The organism is Allorhizobium sonneratiae (genome assembly GCF_023700755.1).
Classification (GTDB): domain Bacteria; phylum Pseudomonadota; class Alphaproteobacteria; order Rhizobiales; family Rhizobiaceae; genus Allorhizobium; species Allorhizobium sonneratiae.
This window is the reverse complement of the sequence record NZ_JAMKOJ010000005.1, coordinates 1-19,869: the sequence shown is the minus strand read 5'-3', so window position 1 is coordinate 19,869 and position 19,869 is coordinate 1. Positions and strand designations below refer to the sequence as shown.

General features: G+C 53.4%; 20 protein-coding genes and 1 riboswitch. Of the genes, 4 read left to right on the top strand and 16 right to left on the bottom strand.

Annotated elements, in window-relative coordinates; translation table 11 throughout:
• The 6 genes from trmFO to NAC44_RS10630 all read right to left on the bottom strand — a co-directional run bounded on the left by trmFO (position 1) and on the right by NAC44_RS10630 (position 6,432).
• Positions 1–1,410: a methylenetetrahydrofolate--tRNA-(uracil(54)-C(5))-methyltransferase (FADH(2)-oxidizing) TrmFO gene (gene trmFO / locus NAC44_RS10655; RefSeq protein ID WP_250940616.1), complete on the bottom strand. Its 1,410-nt coding sequence runs from the start codon at positions 1,408–1,410 to the stop codon at positions 1–3.
• Between the two features lie 178 nt (positions 1,411–1,588).
• On the bottom strand, positions 1,589–1,732 hold the full coding sequence (locus NAC44_RS10650) for a DUF1127 domain-containing protein (protein WP_250940614.1): 144 nt from the start codon (positions 1,730–1,732) through the stop codon (positions 1,589–1,591).
• Positions 1,733–2,047: 315 nt separating this feature from the next.
• Entirely contained in the window at positions 2,048–2,902 is an 855-nt protein-coding gene (gene nadC / locus NAC44_RS10645) for a carboxylating nicotinate-nucleotide diphosphorylase (RefSeq protein ID WP_250940613.1), read from the bottom strand.
• 1 nt (position 2,903) lies between these two features.
• On the bottom strand, positions 2,904–4,451 hold the full coding sequence (locus NAC44_RS10640) for an L-aspartate oxidase (protein ID WP_250940611.1): 1,548 nt from the start codon (positions 4,449–4,451) through the stop codon (positions 2,904–2,906).
• Complete coding sequence (nadA, locus tag NAC44_RS10635; protein ID WP_250940609.1) at positions 4,448–5,419, bottom strand: quinolinate synthase NadA; 972 nt, start codon at positions 5,417–5,419, stop codon at positions 4,448–4,450. The genes NAC44_RS10640 and nadA overlap by 4 nt, the downstream gene beginning before the upstream one ends.
• A 116-nt stretch (positions 5,420–5,535) precedes the next feature.
• Positions 5,536–6,432, bottom strand: coding sequence for an NUDIX hydrolase (locus tag NAC44_RS10630; RefSeq protein ID WP_250940607.1), 897 nt, complete (start codon positions 6,430–6,432; stop codon positions 5,536–5,538).
• 403 nt (positions 6,433–6,835) lie between these two features.
• A riboswitch (Fluoride riboswitch) is annotated at positions 6,836–6,912 on the top strand.
• A gap of 86 nt (positions 6,913–6,998) precedes the next feature.
• Between NAC44_RS10630 and NAC44_RS10625 the strand changes: the two genes are divergently transcribed.
• On the top strand, positions 6,999–8,819 hold the full coding sequence (locus NAC44_RS10625) for a voltage-gated chloride channel family protein (protein ID WP_250940606.1): 1,821 nt from the start codon (positions 6,999–7,001) through the stop codon (positions 8,817–8,819).
• A gap of 673 nt (positions 8,820–9,492) precedes the next feature.
• Here NAC44_RS10625 and NAC44_RS10620 read toward each other — a convergent pair.
• The 9 genes from NAC44_RS10620 to NAC44_RS10580 form a co-directional block, all read right to left on the bottom strand.
• A complete protein-coding gene (locus NAC44_RS10620; protein WP_250940604.1) occupies positions 9,493–11,946 on the bottom strand; it encodes a glycosyltransferase in 2,454 nt (817 codons plus the stop codon).
• 160 nt (positions 11,947–12,106) lie between these two features.
• The gene (locus NAC44_RS10615; RefSeq protein ID WP_250941078.1) at positions 12,107–13,924 is read right to left on the bottom strand and encodes an HAD-IIIC family phosphatase; all 1,818 of its coding nucleotides are present in this window, start codon (positions 13,922–13,924) and stop codon (positions 12,107–12,109) included.
• Between the two features lie 228 nt (positions 13,925–14,152).
• Positions 14,153–15,082, bottom strand: coding sequence for a hypothetical protein (locus tag NAC44_RS10610; protein WP_250940602.1), 930 nt, complete (start codon positions 15,080–15,082; stop codon positions 14,153–14,155).
• Between the two features lie 218 nt (positions 15,083–15,300).
• Positions 15,301–16,266, bottom strand: coding sequence for a hypothetical protein (locus NAC44_RS10605; RefSeq protein ID WP_250940599.1), 966 nt, complete (start codon positions 16,264–16,266; stop codon positions 15,301–15,303).
• A gap of 286 nt (positions 16,267–16,552) precedes the next feature.
• On the bottom strand, positions 16,553–16,876 hold the full coding sequence (locus NAC44_RS10600) for a phage holin family protein (RefSeq protein WP_250940597.1): 324 nt from the start codon (positions 16,874–16,876) through the stop codon (positions 16,553–16,555).
• Between the two features lie 17 nt (positions 16,877–16,893).
• On the bottom strand, positions 16,894–17,052 hold the full coding sequence (locus tag NAC44_RS10595; protein ID WP_250940595.1) for a hypothetical protein: 159 nt from the start codon (positions 17,050–17,052) through the stop codon (positions 16,894–16,896).
• A gap of 37 nt (positions 17,053–17,089) precedes the next feature.
• The gene (locus NAC44_RS10590) at positions 17,090–17,506 is read right to left on the bottom strand and encodes a secretion protein HylD (RefSeq protein WP_250940593.1); all 417 of its coding nucleotides are present in this window, start codon (positions 17,504–17,506) and stop codon (positions 17,090–17,092) included.
• Positions 17,503–17,790, bottom strand: a complete 288-nt coding sequence (locus NAC44_RS10585) for a hypothetical protein (protein ID WP_250940592.1) — start codon at positions 17,788–17,790, stop codon at positions 17,503–17,505. The genes NAC44_RS10590 and NAC44_RS10585 overlap by 4 nt, the downstream gene beginning before the upstream one ends.
• Positions 17,787–18,389 carry a glycoside hydrolase family 19 protein gene (locus NAC44_RS10580; protein WP_250940590.1) on the bottom strand — a complete coding sequence of 201 codons (603 nt, stop codon included), beginning with the start codon at positions 18,387–18,389 and terminating at the stop codon, positions 17,787–17,789. The genes NAC44_RS10585 and NAC44_RS10580 overlap by 4 nt, the downstream gene beginning before the upstream one ends.
• An 88-nt stretch (positions 18,390–18,477) precedes the next feature.
• Here NAC44_RS10580 and NAC44_RS10575 point away from each other — a divergent pair, with 88 nt between their 5' ends.
• Genes NAC44_RS10575 through NAC44_RS10565 form a run of 3 tightly spaced genes read left to right on the top strand, consistent with a single transcriptional unit; the run spans position 18,478 to position 19,414 of the window.
• Positions 18,478–18,729, top strand: coding sequence for a type II toxin-antitoxin system RelE family toxin (locus NAC44_RS10575; RefSeq protein ID WP_250940588.1), 252 nt, complete (start codon positions 18,478–18,480; stop codon positions 18,727–18,729).
• Between the two features lie 9 nt (positions 18,730–18,738).
• Positions 18,739–19,092, top strand: a complete 354-nt coding sequence (locus NAC44_RS10570; RefSeq protein WP_250940586.1) for a helix-turn-helix domain-containing protein — start codon at positions 18,739–18,741, stop codon at positions 19,090–19,092.
• 40 nt (positions 19,093–19,132) lie between these two features.
• Positions 19,133–19,414 (top strand): hypothetical protein, encoded by a 282-nt coding sequence (locus NAC44_RS10565; protein WP_250940583.1) that lies wholly within the window; start codon positions 19,133–19,135, stop codon positions 19,412–19,414.
• Positions 19,415–19,451: 37 nt separating this feature from the next.
• Here NAC44_RS10565 and NAC44_RS10560 read toward each other — a convergent pair.
• The coding region (locus NAC44_RS10560) for a hypothetical protein (protein ID WP_250940581.1) at positions 19,452–19,869 on the bottom strand (418 nt) is incomplete at its 5' end.

Below are 19,869 nucleotides of genomic sequence, written 5' to 3'. Positions count from 1 at the left end.
TCAGAGCCCCAGCCATTGACGGCAGTCTTCCAGCGCGCGGGCGGCAATCAATTGCCGCTTCATGATGGTCTTGTCCTTGCCGCGGAAGCGCTTCACCCCTTCCGGCTTGACGAGAGAGCCGGGCTGAAGCTCGGGGAACAGGCCGAAATTGATGTTCATCGGCTGGAAGGAGCGCTTGCCGGACTCATCCTCCGAGACGATATGACCGCCGGTGATGTGATTGAGCAGCGAGCCGAGCGCCGTCGTGGCCGGTGGCAGACGAATCTCTTCGCCCTTGCGTTCGGCAGCGGCAAAGCGACCGGCCAGCAAACCGATGGAAGCGCTTTCGACATAGCCTTCACAGCCGGTGATCTGCCCGGCAAAGCGCAGGGCCGGACGGCTTTTGAGACGAAGCGACGGGTCGAGCAGCACCGGCGAATGGATATAGGTGTTGCGATGCAGACCGCCCAGTCGGGCAAATTCCGCCTGTTCCAGCCCCGGAATCATCCTGAAAATCTCGGCCTGTGCGCCGTAGCGCAATTTGGTCTGGAAACCGACCATATTATAAAGCGTGCCGAGCGCATTGTCCTGCCTGAGCTGCACCACCGCATAGGGCTTGACGGTAGGGTTATGGGCATTGGTCAGGCCCATTGGCTTCATCGGCCCGTGCCTGAGCGTTTCACGCCCGCGCTCCGCCATCACCTCGATCGGCAGGCAGCCGTCGAAATAGGGCGTGCCTTCCCATTCCTTGAAGCCGACGGCATCGCCTGCAATCAGGGCATCGACAAAGGCATTGTACTGCGCCTCGTCCATCGGGCAGTTGATATAATCCTTGCCGGTGCCGCCCGGTCCGACCTTGTCATAGCGCGACTGATACCAGCAGACCGACATGTCGATGCTGTCGCGATAGACAATCGGGGCAATGGCATCGAAAAAGGCCAGCGCATCCTCACCTGTTTCGGCGCTGATCGCTTCGGCCAGCGATGGCGAGGTGAGCGGCCCGGTGGCGACAATCGTCAGGCCCCAATCCTCAGGCGGCAGGCCGGTTATTTCCTCGCGGACGATAGTGATCAGCGGATGGGCGTCCAGCGCCTCTGTGACCGCCGCAGAAAACCCGTCGCGGTCAACGGCCAAAGCCCCGCCAGCCGGAACTTGATGCCTGTCGGCACATGCCATGATCAAAGACCCGGCCAGCCGCATTTCCGCATGAATGACGCCAACGGCATTGGCGGTCGCATCGTCTGAGCGGAATGAGTTGGAGCAGACCAGTTCGGCCAACCCGTCGGTTTTATGGGCATCGGTGCCACGCACGCCACGCATCTCGTGCAGGATGACCGGAACACCGGCATTGGCCACCTGCCAGGCAGCCTCCGATCCGGCAAGACCACCGCCGACGATATGAATGGGAGAAAGAGAAGATCTGTCTGTCATGGCGGCTCAATATCACGCCTGACCGCCGCTTCCAATCGGTGAGATGCGATGATTCGCAGGAAGATTTCGTCAAACGAAAACGGCACCCTTGCGGATGCCGTGCTCAAATCATCAAAACGTCGCCTATACATGCCGCTTTTGCAAAGGCCTCAAGGCTCTTCGCGACATGCAGTTCCGATTAACGGAAGGAACGGCTCGCGATATTACGGATCTCGAAACGCGTCACGCCAATGTCAGAGAGCGCCTGGTTGGAGAGGCTGCTCAGTTCATTCATCGTGCGGCGGTAGCTGATCCAGTTCTTGGCAATGCGAATCGGGTTCATGGGTATTTCCTCTAGACTATCCTTGGCAGGTGTCTGCGGGTCTTTCCCGTCCCTGCCCTTGGTGCCTCTTATACACCTGCTTCAGAGAGTCTCGCAGTGCAATATTTGAGCGACTGCCATGCATTTGTGCAGCGACTTGCCTAATTCTTATTCCGTGCCCGGAGTATGAGCAGTCCGACACTCCACTCGATCCTCCATTAACCCGGAAAAATCAGGGATTTAGCATTTGTAAACCAAAAGAGGCGCCAGCCCCTTACATAACGAGGTAAAAACCGCGCGAAAATCTGTTTTGCTTCGCACCATTCTACCCGTTTTTCACCCCTGCCGATAGTCAAGACCGATGTCGAGAACCGGGGCTGAATGGGTGATCCAGCCCATGGATAAAAGATCGACGCCGGTTTCAGCAATTTCTGCCGCGCGTTGAAGCGTAATGCCGCCCGATGCCTCGGCAATGGCGCGCCCGTCAATCATGGTCACGGCCTGCCTCAACATCTGTGGTGTCATATTGTCGAGCAAAACCGCATCGGCACCGATGTCCAGCACCTCTTGCAATTGGTCGAGACGATCCACCTCCACCTCGATCTTCACCATATGACCAGCGCGTGCCTTGGCGCTCAGCAAGGCGTCCCGCACGCTTCCGGCAATGGCGATATGGTTGTCCTTGATCAGCACCGCATCATAGAGGGCAAAGCGATGATTCATGCCGCCCCCCATGCGCACGGCATATTTTTCCACGGCTCTCAGCCCCGGCGTCGTCTTGCGGGTGCAAACGACCGCAGCCTTCGTGTGGGCCACCACATCAACCACGCGCCGCGTTTGTGTGGCGATGCCAGACAGATGACAGAGAAAGTTCAAAGCCACCCGCTCTGCCGTCAACAATGCCCGCGAAGGACCGGAAACCGTCGCCAGCACTGTTTTAGCCTCGATCCGATCGCCATCGGCGACATGGCGGGTGAAGACAAGGGCCGGATCGATCAGTTCAAAAGCCAGCTCTGCCAGATCGAGACCGGCAATGACACCCGACTCTCGACTGGCCATGACCACGGTGGAGCGGTGCCCGGCGGGAATGACGGCATCAGTTGTGATGTCACCGGCAAGGCCAAGATCCTCAAGCAGCGCATGGCGCAGCAAGGGTTCGATCATCAGGCGCGGCAGGAAAAAATCGGACATGTCAGGCGCTCCGTTTCTGAACGGTCGGAGAGGAGGAGAGAATGGTCACCGCAGCATCCAACGCCTCACCCAGCGTCATCTCCTGACGGCAGGATGCGGCAAGCCGCGATGGGAAATCGGTGCGGGCATGACCGCCGCGCGATTCGCACCGCCGATGGGCAAAGACGGCCATCAGCAGGGCAATCATGGCCGGGTCGCTCGCTGGCTGAACGGCAAGCGCCATCGGCAACACGGCCCGAACCGCAGCAGCAAGCCCGGCTTCATGGCGCAAGACACCGAGATGGGCCGATACCACAGGGCGTATTGAGCGCAGATCTGCATCGGGCGGCATCGCCATATCCGGCAAGTGCACGCCCTTGTTTTTTGCCACCATCATGGCTTCGGCGACCCGTTTTCCCATGACGACAGCTTCCAGCAGCGAATTGCTGGCCAGTCGATTTGCCCCATGAAGACCTGTGCAGGCCACCTCGCCCGCCGCCCAAAGTCCCTCTATCGACGTTCGGCCATAGCTGTCAGTCGCCACACCGCCCATGTGATAATGGGCGGCAGGACGCACCGGTATCGGCTCATTGGCGGGATCGATACCAGCCTCGCGGCACAAGGCGTCAATCGCCGGAAAACGCGCAGAAAAACCCGCGCCCAGCGCTTGGCACGCATCGAGAAAAACCTTGCCGCCCTTTTGTCGCTCAGTGCTGATGGCGCGGGCGACGACATCGCGAGGCGCAAGCTCGGCCCCCGTGACATCCGCCATGAACCGCTCACCGCGCGGATTGATCAGCACCGCCCCTTCGCCCCGCACAGCCTCACTGATCAGCGCCAGAGGAGTGCGCGCACTGTCCAGCGCCGTCGGATGAAACTGCACGAATTCCATATCGGCCAGTACCGCTCCTGCCCGCGCCGCCAGCATGATGCCCTGACCGTAGTTGCCCTGCGGATTGGTCGTGGCATCAAACAGCCCGCCGAGCCCGCCGGTTGCCAGCACCACGCGGCTGGCGGCAAGCCGTAAAGCGCCCTTTGCCGTGGCCCCAAGAAGGCCGGCGATCCGACCCTCATCAACGATCAAGCGCCGGACCTCGCAGCCAGAGAGAATATCGATCGACGGGCTATTCTTCACGGCGGCAGCCAAAGTCCGCACAAGGGCAGCACCTGACGCATCGCCCCCGGCATGAACGATGCGGCGGCGGCTATGGGCCGCTTCCAGACCAAGCGCAATTGCGCCCGTGCCATCGCGATCGAAACGCACGCCGTAGCTTTCGAGCATAGCGATAGCCGCAGGCGCTTGTTCCGTTATCAGCCGCACCATGGCCGTGTCGCAAAGCCCGTCCCCGGCCTTCAGCGTATCTTCAGCATGAAGCGCGGCACAGTCATCCGAGCCAAGACTTGCAGCGATGCCGCCCTGCGCCCATTGACTGGAGCTTTCCGCCCCCAGATCAGCCCGCGTCAGCAGCAGAACCGGCTGCGGGCGCAGGCAAAGAGCGGTCACGAGCCCGGCAAGGCCGCTGCCGATGATGACGACACGGTCTTGCAGATTGGCAAGCTCCCCGCTCATATCGCTAGCATCCGTTCAACGGCTAAACGCGCTCTATCCGCCACCGCGGGATCGACCGTCACCTCATGGCGGTTTTCCTCCAGCGCCATGCGGATGTTTTTCAAGGTGATCTGCTTCATATGCGGGCAGAGATTGCAAGGACGGACGAAGTCAACAGCCGGATACTGCACAGCAACATTATCGCTCATCGAACATTCTGTAATCAGCGCCACGCGGGCGGGCTTTTCCCGGCCGACATAATCCGACATACCCGCCGTCGATCCGGCAAAATCCGCCACCGCAATCACCTCCGGCGGACATTCTGGATGGGCCAGCACCACGACGCCCGGATGGGCGGCGCGCAACTCCTCGATATCTTCCGGCGTGAACAGTTCATGCACCTCGCAATGACCATGCCAGGCGAGGATCTCCACCGAAGTCTCGCGGGCAATATTGCGGGCCAGATATTCATCCGGGATCATCAGCACTTTTGGCACGCCAAGTGATTCCACCACCTGCTTCGCATTGCCGGAGGTGCAGCAGATATCCGAGGCCGCTTTCACCGCCGCCGAGGTGTTGACATAGGTGATCACCGGGACGCCGGGATGGGCGGCACGCAAAAGCGCCACATCTTCTGGCGTGATCGATTCCGCCAGTGAACATCCTGCCCCGGTATCGGGAATCAGCACCGTCTTTTCCGGATTGAGCAGCTTGGCGGTTTCGGCCATGAAATGCACGCCCGCCAGCACGATCACATCAGCGTCCACCGTCATCGCCTTGCGCGCCAAAGCCAGACTGTCACCGACAATATCAGCCACACCATGGAAAATCTCCGGCGTCTGGTAATTATGCGCGAGGATCACCGCGTTGCGCGTCTTTTTCAGCGCCAGGATCGCCTCGACATCTTCCTCGAAGCCCAGCCATTCGGCCTTCGGCACCACCCGCGCCATGCGCTGATAGAGCGCCTCCATCGATATCGCTGCCGTCATCCTCTCATCTCCCTTTCTACTCAAAGTGAGTATATCTCGGGCACAAGAGTTATTCTCAAAAAGAGTTTATGTCAATCGGTTGACGAGAAGGGCTTTTGTTTGAGACTGGAAACGGCTCAGCTGCGAGCGAGCGGCAGCTTTGAGCCGGAAAGAGCCCGCTCTTCCAGCACGGCATGACGATAGCGGAAAAGCTTGGCGGGACGGCCACCGGTTTCGCTGGCCATAACGCCGGTCTCCTCAATCAACTGCTGCTGATCGATCAGGCGGCGAAAATTCGGCTTGTGCAGTGTCAAGCCGGCCAGCGCTTCGACGGTGCGCTGCAATTGCAGCAGGGTAAAGCTTTCCGGCATCAACTCGAACACGACCGGGCGGTATTTGATTTTGGCTCGCAGTCGGGCAATGCCGGTGGCAAGGATGCGGCGATGATCAGCGAACATGGGCTGCCCCATCCCACTCGTGGCCCCGGCCTCCTGCACCAGTCCCGCCTCATACATCAGCTCATACCGTTGCAGCACGAGATCTTCATTCCAGACCATCCCATTAAGACCAAAGGAAAAATCAAGTCTCCGCTGACGATGGCCTTTGCGGCTCCGCTCCTGCGCCACCCACAAATGCAGCGCCTCAACAATTACCTCGAGACAGGCTGGCGGACCTGAACGCCAGTCTTCCCAAGGAAAATACTCATACCAGCCATGCCAGCCCGGACGACCGGCGCCAGGGGCTGCCTGCTCACGCACCAGACCCAGATAGCTGATCGAAATCGTCCGCCCCTCCTCCTCTTTGGCAGAACGATCCCTGTCGGCAAAAGTGTAAAGCTGTTCCAGATAGCCGACAGGATGCCCCGTCTCGCTCTCGATCCACTCTCTAAGCCCGCTTTGCAGACTGCGATGCCCCACCTCAAACGGCCCGGACGGTAAGGCCTCCCCAGAGCGAACCGTCATCACACGCGGCGCACCATCCGTCACCGCCGTCAAAACAGCAATCAACTCAGCATGGGCAGATGCAATCAACACGGATTTTCTCTTTCATGAAGGACTGACACGAACCGTAACGCCTGACTGACCGAAATGCGTTTAAAAACGTTGCGACCTGTTTTCCTCATATCCGATCTTGCTTTATCGAGGCAATCTGCCAGCAGGCCACCGGGATCGCAGATAAGGCCTGTTGCGCTTGTCGCACACGCCGTGACGGACAACGCCACACCCTTCACAAACCTTACGAAATATTCTCTAACATATTCAAAATACTGTAAATTCATTAGATTCCATCCGATGTCAGAAATGCTGATGAAACTGGCAGACGCCTCATGGCGCATCCCAATGACCAAGCCGCCATGGATATGAGGCTTCGACACGCAGACAATTTTTTGCACTGCTTATAACTGCTATTGACAACTCTCCAGCCGATGCCCTATCCGATTGAAACGGTAATGGATTCTGCCGGGCATTCAGCCAAACCGCTTCCCTGATGAAGCTGATGACTCCTACTTCACGCAATAAACGCGAAGGAGTAGAGTCGTGTCTGAAATTTTCCATCCATTTTCTCTTAGCCCTGCTATGGATAAGGGAGCGTCCTTCGCATGACGCTCGCATCGATTTTCGGTCTTCGTTTTCAACAAATCCGTAGTCTGGCCAAATGGATCGCGATCATTATTCCCATGGCGATTGCCGTCGGCTCTCTTGTTGCGCTGTTTCTCTGGAGTCTCGACAGGGCGACCGAGCTGCGCTTTGCATTTCCGTGGTTGATCTATTTCATGCCAGTTGCAGGTTTCGCCATGGTCTGGGCCTATGGCAAATTCGGCAAATCCGCCGAAGGCGGCAATAACCTCATCGTCGACCAGATCCATGAACCGGGCGGCGGTGTGCCGCTGCGCATGGCCCCGTTCATTCTCGTCACCACGGTTTTGACCCATCTGGTCGGTGGTTCGGCTGGTCGCGAAGGAACGGCCGTGCAGCTTGGCGGAAGCCTGGCAAGCGCATTCGGCAAGGTGTTCAAGCTCACGCCTTCCGACATCCGGATCCTGTTGATGGCAGGCATAGCCGCCGGCTTCGGCGCCGTGTTTGGCACACCGATCGCCGGCGCAGTTTTCGCCCTTGAGGTACTGACCATCGGTCGGATGCAGTATGAAGCCCTGCTTCCCTCGATCCTGGCCTCCCTCGTTGCCGATTGGACCTGCCATGCATGGGGTATCCACCATGTGCAATATTCGATCGCCTATCTGGCGGGCACCGGGCAAGCGAGCGGGTTTCATCTCGACGCGCTTTTGATGGTGAAGGTCGTGATCGCCGCCGTGGCCTTCGGGATCGCCGCCCATGTGTTCGCCGAACTGTCCCATCTTGCCTCCTCCGCCTATAAGGCGCTGCTGCCTTATGCGCCACTCAGACCGGTTCTGGCCAGCGCCATCCTGATCGGCCTTTCCATCATGCTGGGAACCAGAGAATATCTCGGCCTGGGCGTCTGGTCTCCCAACCCAAATGACATTGTCATCCTCGATTTCTTCCGGCCCGATCATGTCGATTACTGGAGTTGGGCCTGGAAGGGCGTGTTCACCATCGTGACCCTGAGTGCCGGCTTCAAGGGAGGCGAGGTCACCCCCTTGTTTTATATCGGCGCCGCTCTAGGAAGCGCACTTTCGGGAATATTAGGCGCTCCGCCGGACCTGTTTGCAGGGCTCGGCTTCGTCGCCGTATTTGCCGGCGCGACCAACACCCCTCTGGCCTGCATGATCATGGGCATCGAACTCTTCGGTGCAACCCACGCCATCTATCTCGCGGTTGCCTGCTTCGTCGCCTATCTGTGCAGCGGCCATTCCAGCATCTATCTCTCACAACGTGTCGGCGTGCCCAAAACAGCGGCCGCCAACGACATTCCCCCTGACATCACCATCCGCCACATGCGCGCCATGAATGCTCAGACCAGAGGCGATCTTCTGGCGCAGGAACATCTGCGTTCGCTGGGCAAAACCGTCAACCTTCAGGAAAGACCCGTCAACATGACCATCCACCAGCTCTCGTCCCGTGAAATCGGCATGGTTCGAATCTACATGAAACCACGCGAAAAAACTGTCGGGAAAAGCACGTGGTTCAACGGAAACAAACCTCTTTATCGTGAACTCGTGTTGCAGGCAAAGGCATTCGGCATCATGAATGCCGTCGCGCACCACACCCATTTCGGCTATTCGAACAGCGGTAAGCTTCAAGACGAAGGCTTCGAAATTGCAAACCCGGACCTCACCATGTGCGTCGAACTGATCTCCGACCGCACACAGCTCGAACACTTCTGCCGAACCCACAGCGCGCTGCTCAAAAACAAGGTCATCATCTATAAACACATCGAGCATTGGGATGTTCAGGAGCATGCCCTGGCAACGGAAGACGCCCTGCAAGAAATCGCAATTTGAGGTCTTCTGCCCCCAATGCCCAGAACCAGCCGCCACAAGCAAAAGCTGGTTTTCAGGAGTGTCTAATGCCCTCTGAAACCTGGGACACTTTTAAAAGTCAACCTGTTGATAGAAAAGCAAAAACCCGGCACAAGGCCGGGTTAATTGGTGCGGTCGAGAAGACTCTCAAACCACACAAAACCCGGCGCAATTCCGGTGATATAGTGTCCAATCACAGCAAATGTCCAGCCATTATAAAACAATGGGTTAGCTTGCAGGTGTCCAATGGATTTGTGGAAAGGTGTCAACATGGGTCGATCAATTTGGCCAGTTACCCTCTACCCGGAGGACCGTTATAAATATCTCGTTAAAGTGCCACACGGGAACCAAGCCACGCCTAAGCCACTAAGCGAATTACGCGGCAATTTCAGTACCCCTTAATACCCTGCGCATAAGTGCTTAGGGTACGCGAATGGACAACGGCAGGAGCCATTATATGGTAATTCCAGTTTCGTCTAACCGACCATTCTGCAAGCTCAAGAACAGTGTTTCCCGCTCGTGCATGAGAAAACCTCATTAGACAAAAAAGAGGGCGGTTGGTATCCGCCCTCACAACCAAAATAAAACTTAAAAGGCATGTTCAAAAGCTGAAAGCGCCTTCATCATCAGAAGTCAAAATTGAATTCTGAATTCCTCAAGACAACTCTCGATCCAGGCTCGCCTCATTCCAGAGCGCCTCTAGCGGCAAATCGAGAAGCGCTTCCGAAAGTTTACAAGTATTTCTCATGAGGTCTAGCGGGAAGACCACACCCCACTTAACTTGAGCAAGTCTCTCTGCTTGAGCACCGAGATCAAAAACTACCGTCGGAATTCTCTTCTTTAGCGCGAGCGAAAGAGTGTAGCAGAATGTTTCAGACCAGATACTCGGTATAAAGACAACATCGGGCTTTATCTTGTCTAGCATTGCGAGCGCATCAAGTTCCGACGCATACGCACCGTGAATGACCACCCCTTTTGAGCGCATAAGATTGTCGTCATTGCTATACCCAATCAGGTGGTATTCAATGTTCAGATTACGCGCCTGTGCGTCTAAAGCTAACGCTCCAAGTATACCGCTGCCCTTATGTGGCCCGATAGCACCTACAACAGCAACACGCCTAGCATGGGTGCCAGCCTCTCGCTTCGCCGGATTTACCTCGGGTAAATGATCTTCATGAGGCTTTATCGAAATTTGCAGATCTGGAAAAAACGTTCCGTAAATTTCTTTTGCAGCAACGCTGGGCACTTCCACCGTGACATTTGAGCTTCCGAAAAAGGATCGATACGCTGAAAGTCTTTCTTCTGGATCGCACAAATCAGGGCCTAAATCCTTACCCTTCATGTTCGACCAGAAGCGCAATTTTTCCACATCTGGCGTCCCGTCATAAATCATATCCGGACGCAGAAGTTGGTAATTACAACTGATCGGCGCGTAATCGTGACCTACAAAAACAATTTTAAGAGCCAGTTCCTTGAAGAAGCACAAAAGTCGAGAATGCTGACCCCAATTGAGACCCGCAAAACTGTTTATATGCAACATCTCGGGCTTCAGGGCATTCAAAAAGCCCACGAAGAAATTCCACTCTGTCCTTAAATCCAGCCCCGTAAGGTTGGGTATGAACAGCGCTCTACCGTTTTGCGGGTCTTCAATTGTCACATGATGCCCATCATGAACGCGCAGCACCAGAACCTTGCGTCCCTCCGCAGCGAACCGAGAATTTAGCTGCTTTAAGTAGGTTTCGATACCGCCCGCCCACTTGTGGGTCACGACGACTACCGCTCCTGAAAACTGCTTGATCACTCGTTGGGCATCAAGATTTCTTCGAAGATGACGCTCCGGATCTACTTCAACGTGCCCCCTAACTAAAAACTCATAATTTGGATGCTTAAGGGCTAGGTTAGTTTGTCCCCTATTGAAATTCTCTTCTTTGGAAGCAGAAAATGAGACTGACCCAGTATGAAAAACGAATACGTCACCCGCTATAATATTTTTATAGCCAGCTCCGAGAGCTCGCATACAAAAATCGTTTTCTTCCCCGTAACCTAAAAGAAAGGCCTTCTCATCCAAAGCACCTATTTCGCGTATGACGCTTCTTCTCATGTAGAAGCAAAAGCCAACTCCAGTGGGGGTCTCCACGGATAAGCCTCTATTGGCTTCCATTGCCAACAGATCGAGTTCTTGCGGCGACACCTCTAGCGAAAGGAAATTATCCTTGTCATAAAGCGGATAACTGCAGATGGTTGCGTTATTCGACATAGGCGTTATCGTCGCAACCTTTTCATCCTTGTCGGCGTGCGCAATTAAGCGACCAAACCATCCTGCGCTGACATAAGCATCCGAATTTAGAAGCACCACATCCAAGTCGTGGGTGAGATTTTCGATAGCGTAATTGATGGTCTTGACGAAACCACGATTTGTTTCGCTATCATAAAAGTCAAACAGGCCTTCAGCCGCCAACTCACGAAGTTTCTCGGACAGAAGCTCATCAGGACTACAATCGTTGACAACCAAAAGGCTGTACTGGTCCTTTCCTCTAGCCTGAAGTGCCGAATAAACAGCCGTTAATGTCTCTTCAAGACCTTTATAAACGGGAATCACCACAACGGCGCGGGTATCATTGGTTCGAACGGCGGGCTGAACCGTTCGCCACATTGCATCATCCGGATTAAATGGTTCGAACCATAAGCTATCTGATATACGATTACCTAGCGCACCCTCGTTTTTGGCTTTGAGGTAATGAGCCAAAGGGAACATTTTTGCCGATAAGTCTTTATGGTTCGATACATAAAAAGCGGGATCGAAAAAACGTGACGGCGTTCTGTTTTCCTTCCAGCCCCAGAGCAAATAGTGATGAACGGGATCGAGACCGCTCCGACGCACGTCCGGGTTCACTGCCAAATAGAACGCCGAATCAAATTCAGCGTCCACAGCATTCAAAACCTCATCAATCGGCGTGATTGTGCCTATTAAGCTCTGCAACTCTGCTTCATTTACCTCATTAGGCGCAGTGCGATAGTCTTGAAGTACATTAACATATTTTTCCAGTGAATTTAGCGGAACCGCCACAGAAGCTTTATTCCGAAGTATTTTCCACATTGACTTCAACATCTACCCTCTCAACCCGGCAGCAAAACATCTGTCATCATTTAATGTTCATCACATAAATAAGCAGAGCTGCCCTGAATTTCATTTCATATAGGCTGACCATTAGAAAACGCGCAGATACTTTCACACCATCTACACGCAATTTTCATATTCTAGTTCTGCTTCATTGAAGCCAGTTCAATTTGACTACACTTGACCCAAGCGTTTTGTTGGCATCCAACACATAGTCATTGCCATCTTTCTCAAAACCAATACTCGAATATACCTGCCTACAAGGCGTATTTGACGGCGTCTCGACAAATTTCGCAATAATATGACCGTCTGCGTCTGAACTACGAATCGAGTTAATCATTTCAATCAATATCGAGTTCTCTATATCCATGCCGAGAACGCGACAACTCATCACAAACTGAATTATCTCATTCGCTTTTATGAATACGACACCGACAGTACCGTAATCAGTGAAGCGATCACGTACACGAAAGCCGTATACGCGCCCCCCTGATGTGAAATGCGAAACATAGTCATCCACCGACCAGCGCTCACCGGTTGTATTAAACTGGTTCGTTTTGTTCACCAACTCCAAAACACGACTGAAGCTGGGACTTTCGGTTGAATCCACACTCCAAACGTCAACTTCAGTGTTCAAACTCTGAAGGAATTCATCTCTGCTCATGGTAGCTTTGGCGTTCTCACGCTCAACCTGCGCCTTAAGCATCTCTTCTCTGCGAGAAGACTCTTCGGTAATTTTCGAAATTTGTGTTTCCGGCGCCCACAACAGGGTTCGCCTAGTGAGGAACGGGTTTGATCCTATAACTCTAATTCCAGGCACCTGTGCGGCAACAGATTCTCTCTCAACAGGATTATCATCCACAAACACCACACTCTTAGGCGTGAGTGATAGCTGCTTGATCGTTTCCATTATATTCTCAGCCTTTGGCCGCCAATTCACTTTAGGAAGAATGAAATCATCAAACTTGATGAAGCCAAGAGGAACAGCATCCTGCCAATGCTTCACGACATAATCGTGATCATTTTTACTTGAGATGGAAACCATGATGCCTCGGCGTTTGAGAATCTGCACGGTCTCCCACACACCTAAAGGCCAACCATCAAAATAAGGCCATTTTTCGCCCGGCTTATAATGCTCAGCAAGCTGGCCTCGCCACAACGTGTTGTCGAGGTCGAAAATGACCAGCTTTACCATATCGACTTGATGAACAGTCCTGTACGCAGCGACAATCTGCCTATAAACTGCATCAAAATATTCATAAGTTTTATTAGGATGGATCTCAAGCAGATCAGGCAGGTCATCAATACGACCTGAATCCGGAGCGGTCCAATAGGGATATCGCTCGTGCGCAGCCCAATCTGGATAAATCATTGATCCATGACTATGAAACACAATTGTGTCGTCAAGAAAGTAACTTTTGCCGATGGAATTCGCTATCATGTCTACATCAGCGACAAACACATTTTTATACGATGCTACAGCTTGAATCAAATAGGCATTCAGCTCTCGAACCACATGTGAAATATCATCTGAAAGCTCACTTCTATCCAAGCTTGCCGCCGTCACACCCTGCGGAACCAAAAAATTGGAAACGAGTGTAAGAATTCCGGACTTCTTATTATATTCGAGTGCTTTTTCAAGCATTCTGTCAATGAATGACTTACCGTAACCAGTCCAATCAAAATATCTATTCTGACTATCAGCTTGACGAATAAATCCATCAGTCAATACTGATCGAAGAGGAAGTTGCACATAATGTAAATCGTACGATATAATTTCTTCAATATCTTTTTCGGGCAGATCGACCGCGTTATTAAATAATATATGATCAACACTTATATCAGAATCTTTTTTTCGATAATAATTAACATAAGCTTCTGACAAGCATGATCCTATAAATAGTATTTTTTTTAACTTTACAGGGGTCGCCTCTAAGTCTTTGGGAAACAAAAAATCTGATGCTTGCATGGCCACGAATCCGCTCCAGAAATCTAATTAGATCCCCTTTATAGGAAACCATGTGGCATTTCGATGAAAAATTAATCGCCTAAATTGGAAACCCATACCTTTCTTGAGTGTGAGCTTTAGAACCAAATCATGAAAGAGCCATCCATGAAGCGTCCCGCTCCCGAGGCTTACGAGGCAGTTTGAGTTTACGGACAACCTGCTTGCCTCATGGCTGGAGGGTGCGCTCGATCAATAGAAAGCTTTAAGGCTTAGGTTTCGGAACTGAAAAGTCGCGATGTTCAGACCAGTGAGTTCATATCCGATGTTAATCCCACCAATCGAATAATCCGCTAGGTCTTGCGATTTCAAGAGGCCCTTTTCGAATGCCAGGTGGATGGATCTTTTCGCGTAAGGGAGCAGGTCCCCTTTGAATTTCGCCCATTGCTTAGTGTGAACATCATCATGCGTCACTGCATGGCTGGGCACGAAGTAAATCAACTTATGGGTGCCTATATCTATCATGTTTTTGTCGTCGCCCGGATTCGGGACGGCATGTCGATCATCGTAAGCGGTTACCTGTAACCAAACATAGTCCCCATAGCCAGCGCTTGCTCGATTTAGGTTTTGAATGGTGAGATTGATCGGAAAGATCAACGCATCGCGTTCGATATTACGACCCGGACGCTTCATCACATCGTCATTTAAAAGTCGAAAATCTAGATTAAATATGAGCTTGGTCATCTGGACGAGGTTGCCGATGTCTCGTCCATATGGACCTGGCGCTGCTATCGCCTGCGAAGCGATAAGTGATGGCCACGAGGTTCGATCTAACAGGTACTCTCCATTCAATTCCTTTACACCGTTAACTGCCATCTCAATTGTGCCATCGGTATAAATTACCAATCGCTTTGTATCTGTACTCCACTCATAGGCCCGCCGACCCATTGCCGCCCCTATGCTATCAAAGTTCGTGCGGCTACCCCATTGAGCCAAATCCCATGCTGGTCGAATGGGCGCATTTTGTAAATGCAGGGGAGATTTGAGATTATATTTTTTCCCGGCTGCACAGTTGGCATCGCTGTCTGGCCTTTTACATGCAGGTATGGCAGAAAACCCACCAGTAAATGCGGGATCGGTGATCAACTCCAATCCATTCTGATCTATATCCGGTGTATTCAACCTCGTCGCAACGCCAAAACTCGCGATTGCGTCCGGAGCCAAAACGAGAATGAAGCTCAGGATGAAAGCTATTCGGTTCAAATTACCACCTTAAAATAAGCCGAGGTGAAGAGAGCCAACGCACATGCTAAAATCGGCATTCAATGGGCGGCTTGTTTATTTGCATGCAGCTTGAAGTCCGCAGGCTGAATTGGAACTCTACACCTAACCATTTGCAGTTACTGAACACTAATATCTGATTTCACCTGTGTCCATGTTAACTGCATTCTTCCCTCATCCCTGCCATAATTAAGAAAATGATCAAATCCGCTGCTAATAGCTTTCTCAGCAACAGCTTGGCTTACATCTGGATTTGCAAGCAAATAAGCGTCTTCATCAAAGTTTTCGACAGTCGCCAACACGTGTCGCGTGAATGATGGCCTGCACCTCTCTTGAGGCGCGCTTGTTCCAAATATTTCCTTTACCATTTCGTATACCACATAATCATATCCACAATGCTCATTACAGAAGGCAATCACCTCTTCATCTTCTGCCAATTCAGGGTTTATGTGCTGTGTTGATTTATTTTCAAAAAACACTGCCGTTTCATCATTATCTTCGCATAAGAATCCAAAATTATAATACAATTCCTCTATATTACTTTCTGTAGAAATAAATTTATATGAAGATATTATTTCTCTTGCATTTTCATTTGTCATTTCTTTAAAATTTCCACCTAGCAGCATTTTCGCCTGCATATTGCAGAATTCTTCTTCGTTTTCTAAAATTATTTCGAATATATTATATTTATTATTCAAATTTTTAGACATAATGGAGAAGTCCATCATTTGCTCGCGCTTGCTGTGAAGCTTATAATAATCCGGTCGCCTGTATCGTTCTACACTATAATTAATGTGAGAAAGGATTCGACGTGCCGGATTTCGAACCGATGAATAAAACTCTACACTTCGGCCTATACCCTTAATTATTGGCTCAATTTCATCTCTTCTAAAATGACCACTGATCCAGTCGCTTTGATGAGCAACATCACGCAATGTATTAGGAGAGCTAAGAAAATTATGTAGCCAAACCTCTCCTTTCGGTGAGCAGTATTGAAGAAATCTATTCACGCTACTTCCGGCAGCCTTCATGATGTGTATAAATACAATCAAAGCAGGATCGACACCTTTGCGAGCTTCAACCATTTCCAACTCCGTTCCGTCTGAATTATGCGCAAAATTAAAGATAATAATTTAAAATCAATTAATAAATCTACACAACGATGACGCTTATTATTCTTATTTTATTAATTCGCATGTTTTATAATATTTTATATATCTATAGAAAAATTAAATAATATTCGCCTCATGATATGTAATTCTCTTGATGATCACTAATTTAATTTCTGATATAGAGCTAAATATAAGAGTATCTGCTCGAAGTAATACATGGCATAAGGCCGGGAAAGCGATTTCCCGGCCTTTCTGATCGTCACTGAGGCTTGCGCCCCATCCACCATTTCATGAAGAGCGCTTCGGCCCCGCGTGGCCCGAGATAGGCCAGCGCCGCAATCAGCCCGGTGGAAACCGGCTGGCCAAGGCCCAGCCACCCGGCCAGCCCCTCGCCAATCAGCGCCATGCCAATGGCAATCGGCAGTTCCCAAAACAGCTCCGGGCCAAGCGGGCGGCGGTGGGCGCGGCGCACTTCCTGCACATGCCACATCGCCCGCCCGATCAGCGCGCCAATCATGGTGGTGCCTGCCCCGCCAAACCACGCGGTCAGCACATCCGCCACGGTCGAAATCTTCTCAGACATCCCCTGCCCTTTCCTCGTTATTCCGGCGCAAGGCCCGCAGCCTGCAGCGCCCGGCCCTTGGCCCTGTTCAGCCCCCGGCAATCCACCAGCGCCAGCCGGTCAGCCGCCCATAGGCGGTGCTGCAGGTCCGGCGGCGGATCGGGCGGAATTTCAACCGGTGAAACACAATCTGCCATCATTGAGGCAGACACCGCCGGGCGGTGGTCCTGCGCCCTACCGGATAGCGTTGAGCGCGCTGCGCACCCGCTCAGACATGCCGCCGCAGCGGCCATCAGCGCCAGCTTTTGCATGGTCTTTCCTTTCTTCTGCCAGCGCCGCCGCAAGCTCGCTCTGGCGGGCCGCATGGGCCGCCCGCTCGTTCACCAGCGCGCGTTCCGCTTCGTTGATTTTTGCCTGCTGTTGCTGCTGGCGCTGAATGGCCAGCAGATCGGCCTTCCGGTTGGCCTCTGCCCATTCCAGCCGGACCGCCTGCGCGCCCTCTTCCCGCGCCGCCGTCACGGCGCGGACATGCCAGATGATGACGGCAATCAAGATCAGCACCGCCACAAGGCCCCGCCAGCCAAGCGCCCGGCAGAGGCTGGAAAGTCTGGCAAAAAGCCACGGCCATAAGGTCAGGAAAAGCGCAATCATGGCTGCTTTTCCTCCGGCGTCTCTTCTGGCCTGTCTTCTGGCTTGTCTTCAGGCCGGGCCATCGGAGGCCCGGCCAGCGTGGTCTGCTTGGTCACCCAGTCCAGCCCGAAGGCCCCGGCGAAGATCATGCCAACCGGCACCAGAAAAAGCTGGATCACCTCGCCCGCCTGCGGCGTGCCGCCCGTCACGGCATACCAGGTCGCAAGGGCAATCAACCACAGCATCAGCAGCGCCGCCGCTTCCCGCTTCCGCGTTGCGCGCCCGGCGCGGTCAAACACCCTCATGCCGAAAGCCTCCCCAGCTGAAGCGCGGAGAAAAAGTCTCTGGCATAGCCCGCAATCTGTTCGGCCCGGTCCGTGCCGTTGATAATCCGGCGCGCATTCACCCAGTCCGTCAGTGCGCCGTTGAAATAGTCGGAAAGCTTTCTGCCGGTGAAATGCCCGTCCGTCATGCCCACCAGCATCACCCGCCCGGCAATCTCCGGCTCAAGCGCAAGATCGGGGTTGCCCAGCAGATCAACGCCAAGAAGGCCGCTCATCCGGTCATAGTTCAGCCGCCCCGTCAGCTGCACATAGCCGCGCCCGCAATAGCGCACGCCGTCGCCGGGCCGGGTGTTGCCAAGGCGCGCAGCCACGGAAGGCCGGGTTCCGGCAGGGTCATACATATTGGTCAGATAGGTCTTGCCGCCGCGCTCACGAATGGGCTGCATGGTCCGCGCCGTTTCGTGAAACGCCGTCGCCAGCATATAGGCAATCATGCGGTTATCCTGCAAAGAGGCCCGCGCCACGGTCAAAATCGCGTTGATCCCGTCAACCTGCGGCTGGGTCAGCCGCCCGCCAAACAGCGCGCTGCGCACCGCCGCAAAGAAATGTGCGTCGTTCATGATGTTATCCTGTTTTTTGAAATAAGAGGTCGTTGACCAACGCCGATTGAGACGTTGATTTTTGTTGGCTATTTGCTATCTTTTGATCATGAAAAAGATAGCCTACAGCAAATCCAGCGTGAAGGTTCTGCGCCGCCTGCCGGTCAATGAGGCAAAGCGCATCATGGCCAAGATCGAGCAATATGCGCTCGATCCGCTGTCGCAGGCCAATAACGTCAAGGCGCTTGTCGGCTCACCTTATATCCGCCTGCGCGTTGGCGACTGGCGCGTGATCATGGACGATCAGGGAACCGTCCTTGATGTGATCAGGATCGGCCCGCGCGGCAGCGTGTACGAATAGGAGAAGACAATGCAGACCATCACCACCCCCGCCGGAGAAACGCTGGTTGTTCTTTCCCTGCCGGAATATGAACAGCTGATTGACCAGGCCGATATCGCCCGGGCAGACCGCATTGCCGCAAACCTTGCCAGCGGGCGTGAAGAGCGCGTTCCGGCAGAGGTTGTTCAGGCGCTGATTTCGGGGGAAAACCCCGTTCGTGTCTGGCGCAATCATCGCGGCATCACGGCCCGCCAGCTTGCCGAAGCCGCAGGCCTCAGCGCCCCTTACATCTCGGAAATCGAGAGCGGCAAGAAGGAAGGCAGCCTCAGCGCCATGAAAAGCATCGCCGAAGCGCTCATGGTCGATCTGGACGATCTGGTGTGAACACATTCAACCTGCGAGATGAGCATGAATGAGGACTGGCATGGATAATCCCCGCATCAAAACTGTCAGGCCTCAGTCTGCTTCATTTTTAAAGGTAGAATGGCAAGATGGCACATCATCCACCATCAATCTCACCAGTTGGATAGACAAAGGTGGTTTGCCCCTGTCAGCCTTGAAACTGGATCATGTCTGGCAAACCGCGAAGGTAGAAGATTTCGGGTTGACGGTGACATGGGCCGGAGCCGATCTTGCCATTGACGCATGGCATCTTTTTCAACACGCAAGAGAAGAGCAGTCTTTCAACGCCGAAAACGGCTCATAGATCTTCACTCGCACCCGCAACATTCGTTCCACGGTGCTTATACGGCAGCGCCTTCAGTTGTCGTTGCCGCCTGCGGCCACGCAAACACCGGCATCGCCGCGATAAAGGCATCGAGCGTCGGAATGGTGCCACCGGCCTCAACCTTGGCCAGTTCTTCCGTGGCATAGGTCCAGACGGCAGAGCGCCAGTCAAAGAGCGCTTTGGCTTCTGCGGCGAAGGTGGCATTGGCATCGTTGAGATAGGTCACCGCCGTGGCGATGCTGTCATAATTGCGTTCGCGCGCCTTGGCATTCAGGGCGGCCATGATGGCGGCGACATAGCGCTGCCTGGTGGTGTCGGCGGTTTCCGTGGCCGGGGCAAAGCCTGCAAGCACGTTTGCCAGCGCCTCCGGCAGGGCCGGATATTCGCTGACGGTGGAAAGAAGCGCCAGCTCGGCCTTGTAGAGCTGGGTGTCG